This is a genomic window from Kitasatospora sp. NPDC057518 (genome assembly GCF_042802075.1).
Classification (GTDB): Bacteria; Actinomycetota; Actinomycetes; order Streptomycetales; family Streptomycetaceae; genus Kitasatospora.
In genome coordinates this window covers 1-6,621 of sequence record NZ_JBHVEU010000479.1, presented here as the reverse complement: position 1 = coordinate 6,621, position 6,621 = coordinate 1, and the positions used below count along the sequence as shown (strand labels likewise).

Below are 6,621 nucleotides of genomic sequence, written 5' to 3'. Positions count from 1 at the left end.
GCCCGGGGGAGCACCCCCGGGCCCGGCCTCACCTGTCGTGCATCCTGCCGTGCGTCAGTGGAGCGTCAGCGTGGTGCCGTCCCCCCTCTCGGGTGCCGTCCCCCTCTCAGTAGCGCGGGTCCACCCGGTAGGTCGGGTAGTCCGGCACGTACCAGTGGCTGGAGTGCCAGATGCCGAAGGTGAACCGGACCCCGTGGCTGCCCCGCTTGTTGGCGGCCTTGAGGAACTTCTTGCCGATGCTCTTCATCAGGTAGGACAGCGCCCACAGGACCCAGCCGGCGGCCCGGGCGGCGATGTGCGGGAGCTTCTTCAGGATCCCGGAGATGCCCTTGGAGATCTTGCTGGAGACGACCAGCAGACCGCCGATGGTGTTGCCCTCGGCCCGGCTGAAGTTGGCGACCCACTTCTTCTTCCAGGACATGCCCGTCAGGTCGTCCATGGTGATCGGGTCGACCGGGTAGCCGTAGGCGTTCGGCGAGCCCTCCAGGACCGGGTCGGTCTGCAGGAAGCGGCCGGTGGTCGGGTCGTACAGGCGCACGCCCATCAGGGTGAGGCCGGAGACGCTGTCGGCCTCGCGCTGCGCCCCGCCGAGCCAGCCGTACGCGGCCGAGCCGGTGGCGTCGACGACGTTGCCGTACTCGTCGTAGTGGTAGACCGCGAGGTCCTCGGTGCCGTCGGGGGACATCTGGACGGACACGTCGCCGTGCAGGTTGGTCAGCAGCAGGACCGCGCCGCCGTCGGTGCCGGTGGCGGCCGTGAGCCGGCCGGTCAGGTCCAGGACGTTGCGGGTCAGCTTGCCGGCCGCGTCCTTGGACCAGGTCGGGCTGTCGGTGCCGCCGTCGAAGTGCCTGGTGTCCTGCGCGGTGACGGTCCAGGCGCCGTCGGTGCCCTTGGTCTCCGTGGTGGAGAGCGCCAGGCGGCCGGCGGCGTCCAGGTCCCAGGTCTTGCGGGTGTCGCCGAGGGTCTCGGTGCGGACCAGGTCGTTGGTGTGGTAGCCGACCTGGGTGCCCTTGGGCAGGGCGGTGGTGCGGCCGAAGGCGTCGTACACGTAGCCGGCGTCGGTGAGGCGGTCGGCGGTGTCGTAGCCGTGGGTCTCGGCCTGGGTGACGGTGTCCGCCGTGGCCGGGTCGCAGTCGTCGGTGACGCTGGTGCGGTTGGTCCGGTTGCTGCTCCTGTCGAACGCGTAGGTCCGGGTGGAGCAGGCCAGGCCGGTGCTGTCGGCGGCCTTGGTGAGGCGGCCGGTGGCGTCGTAGGTGTAGCCGCTGGTGGTGCTGTTGCCGTCGCTCTGGGTACGGCCGGCCTGCTGTCCGTGGACGGTGAAGTCGGCGGTGTCGGCCAGCAGGACGGTGCCCGCCTGGTTGGTGTAGGTCTTGCCGGTCTGGACGCCCTGGCTGTCGTAGCTGCTGGTCAGGGTGTTGCCGCCGGGCATGGTCTGGGAGACCAGCCGGCCCTCGACGTCGTAGGAGGCGGTGAAGGTGCCGGCCACCGAGTCGGTCAGGGAGGTGGGCAGGCCGCGCGGGTCCTTGGCGGTGTCGTAGCCGTAGGTCACGGTGGACGGCACCGAGTCGGACTTCTTCACCGGGCGGTCGAGCTTGTCGTACTCGGTGGTGGTGACGTTGCCGGCGCCGTCGTCGTAGGAGACCTGGCGGCCGAGCCGGTCGTAGCCCTGGGTGACGGTGGCCTTGCCGTTGCTGGTGGTGGCCAGCTCGCCGTTGGCGGGGTCGTAGCCGAACACCGTGTCGGCGACCGCGGTGCCGGTGCCGCCGCTGATCGAGGTCTTCACGGCGCGCCCGGCCGTGTCGTAGCCGCGGGTGGTGGTGCGGGTGACGCCGTTGGCGGTCTCGGTCTGGACCGTGACGTTGCCCCAGCGGTCGTACTGGAAGGTCTTCGTCGGCAGCTGCGGCGGGTTGGCGCCGCCGCCGGCGATCTGCGCGGCCGGGGCGATCGAGCAGACCAGGTCGGCCCACTCGGGGTGGCCGGCGCAGGCGCCGGTCCCGGTGCCGGTGTAGTAGGTGGTGACGGTGGTGGCCGCGTCGGAGCCGGTGGAGTTCGGGCGGCTCTGCGAGGTCACCCGGCCGCTGGCGTCGTAGCCGGTGCTGGTGGTGATCTTCAGGCCGGCCGGGTCCTGGACGGCCGAGGTGGGCAGGCCCTGGGCCCAGTCGTAGCCGGTGGCGGTGGTCCGCGTGTCGGCGTCGGCGGCGTAGCCGTCGATCCGGGCGCCGACCGTCACCGAGGTGGTCATGTCGCTGACCGCGGCGTTCGCCGGGCGGCCCTCGTCGTAGCCGTTGACGGTGTGGGCGCGGGCCGGGACCTCGTCGCCGGCGGCGAGCGCCGGGGAGCTGCCGGAGGCGGCCACGCCGTGCTCCAGGGTGACCAGCTGCAGCGGGTCGTACTGCTCCAGCAGGCGCTTGCCGTCGGCCGAGTGGACCGAGGTCGAGGAGAGCACCTGGGCGCGGTCGGCCGTCGAGCGGCCGGCGATGCCGAGGGCGCGCAGCTTGTTCAGGTCGTTGCCGGTGGTGGCCAGGGCGAGGACGCGGTTCTCCGCGGAGAGGGTCCGCACCGGGCTGCCGTAGGCGTTGTACTCGGTGGTGGTGATGCCGCCGCCGGGGGTGGCGGTGTTGACCTCGCGGCCGGAGGCGTTGGTGTACGTCACCGAGGCGCGGTTGTAGCCGGCGGTGCCGAGCGCCTTGCCGTCGTGGGTGGCCGGGACGGCGTCGGGCGGCAGGACGGCGGTGGCGTCGGTCGGGGCGTCGCTCTGGCCCCAGGCCGCGACGTCGGACGGCGCCAGCGGGTACGGCGCGTTGGCGCCGCTCAGCGGGACGTCGTAGACGACCGAGGTGGTCGCGGTGCCGTCGGTGACGTCCTTGCTGCCCTGCTTGAGGGTGGGCCGGGAGGCGGCGAGCAGCATGCCGTCGCCGGCGGTGGCGGCGTTGCCGGCCTTGCCGTACTCCAGGGTCCACGGCAGCTCGCCGGGCTCGGTCACGGTGGTGACCCGGCCGGCCGCGTCGTAGCCGTACGCGGTCTTCAGCGCGGGGCTGATCCGCGGGTCCCAGACCTCGCGCAGCCGGCCCTGGGCGTCGTACGCGTACTGCGAGACGGCGACGGGGGTGGCGGTGGCGGCGCCGGGGTCGGTGGACCACAGGCGGATCTGCTTCACCTGGCCGGCCGTGTCGCCCAGGGCGGACGCGGTGGCGGTGGTGGTGTCGGCGTAGACGTACTCCAGCACCCGGCAGCCGGCCGTGGACGGCACGGCGGCGCAGTCGGCGGAGGCGGTCGCCGAGGACGGCGCGACCACGTACTTCGGGCGGGCCAGGGTCTTGCCGCCGGAGACGACCTTCTCCGAGACCACCGAGGTGGTGGAGTTGTCGCTGGGCAGCGAGGAGCCGGAGGCCTGCCAGGTGGTGGCGGCCGGGTCGACCTTGGCGAAGGTGACGGTGGTGCCGTCGGTGTCCTTCAGCGTGAAGGAGCCGGTGAGCGCACCGGTCAGGGTGAGGTTCTCGGCACCGGGCTCGGGCTTCCAGCCGCCGGCGCCGGTGGCGGTGAAGCCGGTCTCGGAGCCGTCCGCGGAGACCACCGAGAGGGAGGTCGCCGAGGTCTGGCGGACGTAGGAGTAGGCGGCGTCGGTGAGTTCGGCGGTGGTGCCGGAGCTCCACTGCGGGCCGAAGATCGCCGCCTGGCCCTCCTGGGCCGAGCCGTTGGCGGGCCGGCGGGAGGAGAAGGAGCGCTCGGCGTGCAGGCCGAAGGCCTCGGCGTCGCTCTCGGAGAGGGTGAGGTCACCGGTGAGGGTGTTCACCTCGCCCGGGCCGACCTTGGTCTCCGGCGCGGTGCCCGCGTTGCGGTCCACCGTGACGGTGTTCGGCTCGGTGGCGTCGGTGGCGGTGCCGTCGGTGAACACCGCGCGGACGTCGACCGGGCCGTTCTCGGCCAGGGTGTCGGTGATGTTCCAGGTCAGCGCGGCCGGCTTGCCGCCGGGGGCGGTGAACGGCCAGGCCGTCACCGGCTTGCCGTCGGTGGTGGCGACGTTGGCGACCGGGACGTCCTTCCAGGCGTCCGTCTCACCGCGCCGGTACTGGTAGCGCACCCCGGTGTAGGTGCTGTTGCCCTCGGCCTGCAGCGAGGTGCGGCGGGCCGGGCGCTCGCCCGCGCCCGGCGCGACCAGGGCGGAGCCCTTGCCGGCGTAGAAGGCGTACGTCCTGTCGGCGGAGACGTTGCCCGCGGCGTCCCGGGTGTGCGCGGTGACGGTGTGGGAGCCCGCCTTGAAGGTGAGCTTGGCGCTGACCGGGGTGCCGGTGGTGGCCGCGGTGACCCAGGCCCCGCCGTCCAGCCGGTACTGGATGTCCTTCACGTCGCTGGTCGGCGGGGTGAAGGTGAAGGTGCCGCTGTAGCTGCCGTTGGCGTCCGGGGTGCCCGCCCACTGGCCGGCCGGGAAGTCCCCGGAGGAGACGGTGGTCGCACCCGGCGCCGTGGTGTCCACGGTGAAGGTGCGGAAGCCCGACCAGGCGCTGTTGGCGGTGCCGTCCCAGGAGCGCGAGCGCCACTTGTAGGCGCCCGGGGCCAGCTTGGTGCCCGGGGCCCAGGTGAACGTCGAGCCGGAGGCGGCCATGGCGGTGCGCCCGGACTGCAGCGCGGCCGTGCCGTTGGACGCCCAGACCTCGAAGTCCAGGGCGATGTTGCCGCCGTCGGGGTCGGTCGCCTTGGCGGACAGCGTCGGCGTGGCGTCGTTGGTCAGCGCGGCGTCGGCCGGGGAGACCAGCGTGGAGACACCCGGCGGGGTGTTGTACGTGACCGACAGGTACGGCGTGTTGGACGTCGCGTTGCCGGAGTTGAACTTCTTCCAGCCGTACGGGTCGGACTCGTCGGTGGCCCGGATGCCCAGGGTGTTGTTGGTGTTGCCGTTGGCGGCCCAGGCCTTGACCAGCGCGGTGATGTCCTGGTTCACCCAGCCGTCGTTGCAGGAGCTGGAGTAGCCCTTGGTCGCGGTGGACGTCGCCCACTTCCTGTTCCAGCCGGGCTGGGCCGTCCAGCGGGTGGCCGTGGTGGCCGTGCCGGTGTCCCAGACCTCCCAGCTCTTCGCGGTGCAGGACCAGCTGTGGAAGTTCCACAGGTTGAGCTTGCCGCCGGTGATCTGCTTCCCGCTGATCTTCGCCATCGGGAACTGCAGGAACGAACGCGCCACCTGGCCGGAGCCGTTGTTGCCCAGCTTCAGCTCGGTCTGCGAGGAGACGTCGGTGGCGTAGCCCTGCTGGACGAAGGTGTCGAAGCCGACGCCGATGTTGACCGCCGGGTCGACGGTCACCGGGTACTTCGTCTTCGGGTCGTTCAGGAAGGCGGCGTCCGGGGTCAGCGTCAGGTCGATCGCGTTCCCGTTCTGGACGACCTTCAGCGCGACCGGAGCGGTGCGGGTGTGGTCGCCGCTGCGCTCGTCGACCTGCGCGTCCCACATCACCGGGGCGGGCAGCTGGCCCTTCTCCTCGCCGGTCTTCGGGTCGAGGAAGGAGACCGAGTCGTCCGGGTTCTGCCGGGCCTGGAGGCCGGCCGCGTCCAGGGTGAGCGTCACGCTGCCGTTGGCGGCCACCGCCGAGCGGTCCTTGAGCTCCAGGAACTGCTCGAAGCCGGTCCGGGTGGACTCGATGACCAGGTCGGTGGCGGTGAGCGCGTCCGCGTACCGGGCCCTGGCGCCGTCCACGGTGGGAGCGGGCAGGGCGCCGCGCCAGGACAGCGACATCGCGGTGCCGTTGCCGTTGTCCAGCGAGACCAGCGGCGTGGCCGGGACCTGCTGGGCGCCGGCCGGGGCACCGGCGGCCTTGAACGCCGACGCGGCGGCGGGCGGGGTGGCGCCGGCCAGCGAGAGGTTGAGCGGGTGGCCCTTGGCCTTGACGCTGCCGTCCGACTGCCGCGCCAGGTCGACGTCGATCGGCTGGAGCCTGCCGGACTTGTCCTTGTAGCGGACCGGGCCGGAGGCGAGGTCCAGCGTGGTGGTGCCGTCCGGGTTGATCCAGCTGGTGGTCGACTCGGTGCGCTCGTCCACCACCTCGATCCGGCGGTTCTCCAACCGGGCCTTGAGGTGGGCGGTCGCGATGTCCTTGGCCTCGGCCGGGCCCAGGGCCTTGGCGGGCTTCGGGGACTGCTCCGTGGTGACGGCGACGGCCTGACCGGTCGTCATGATGACGGCGGCGGCCTCGACCGAGAGCACCACCGCCAGGGCGACGGCGGTGTGGCGCAGTACGCCGTTGCCGCGGCGAGGTGCGGAGGGGGGCGGCGAGCCGGCTTCGGCCCGCTGCCGCGGTGATCCGCCCGTGGGGCGTGACATGGAACTCCTCGACTGGTCCGTACGGGAAGGAAAGGTGGTCGGAAAACGGGGGGACGGCCGACGTGCTGATGGTGCGTCAGCCATGACGGGGTAAAGCGACAGCAAAGAACCGGCCAATCTCCCGGGCGGGAGGAACCGGTCGAAAGCTGCCTGGAAGGCCGGAAAGCGCCCGGGCGCGACGCGGGTGGCCGACGCTCTCGGGTACGGCGCGGGCCGCAGCGGGGCCCGGTGCGTTCCAGCGCGTCCCGGCGCGTTCTTCAGCGGCGGCCGGACGGGAGCCGGACGGCCGCCGGCAGGGCCCTGGCCAGCAG

Annotated in this window: 1 protein-coding gene; it reads right to left on the bottom strand. The window is 72.6% G+C overall.

All coding sequences use genetic code 11. The features are described from left to right. Positions 1–106: 106 nt before the first annotated feature. On the bottom strand, positions 107–6,310 hold the full coding sequence (locus ACFU7Z_RS33685; protein WP_380781714.1) for a DNRLRE domain-containing protein: 6,204 nt from the start codon (positions 6,308–6,310) through the stop codon (positions 107–109). Positions 6,311–6,621 lie beyond the last annotated feature (311 nt).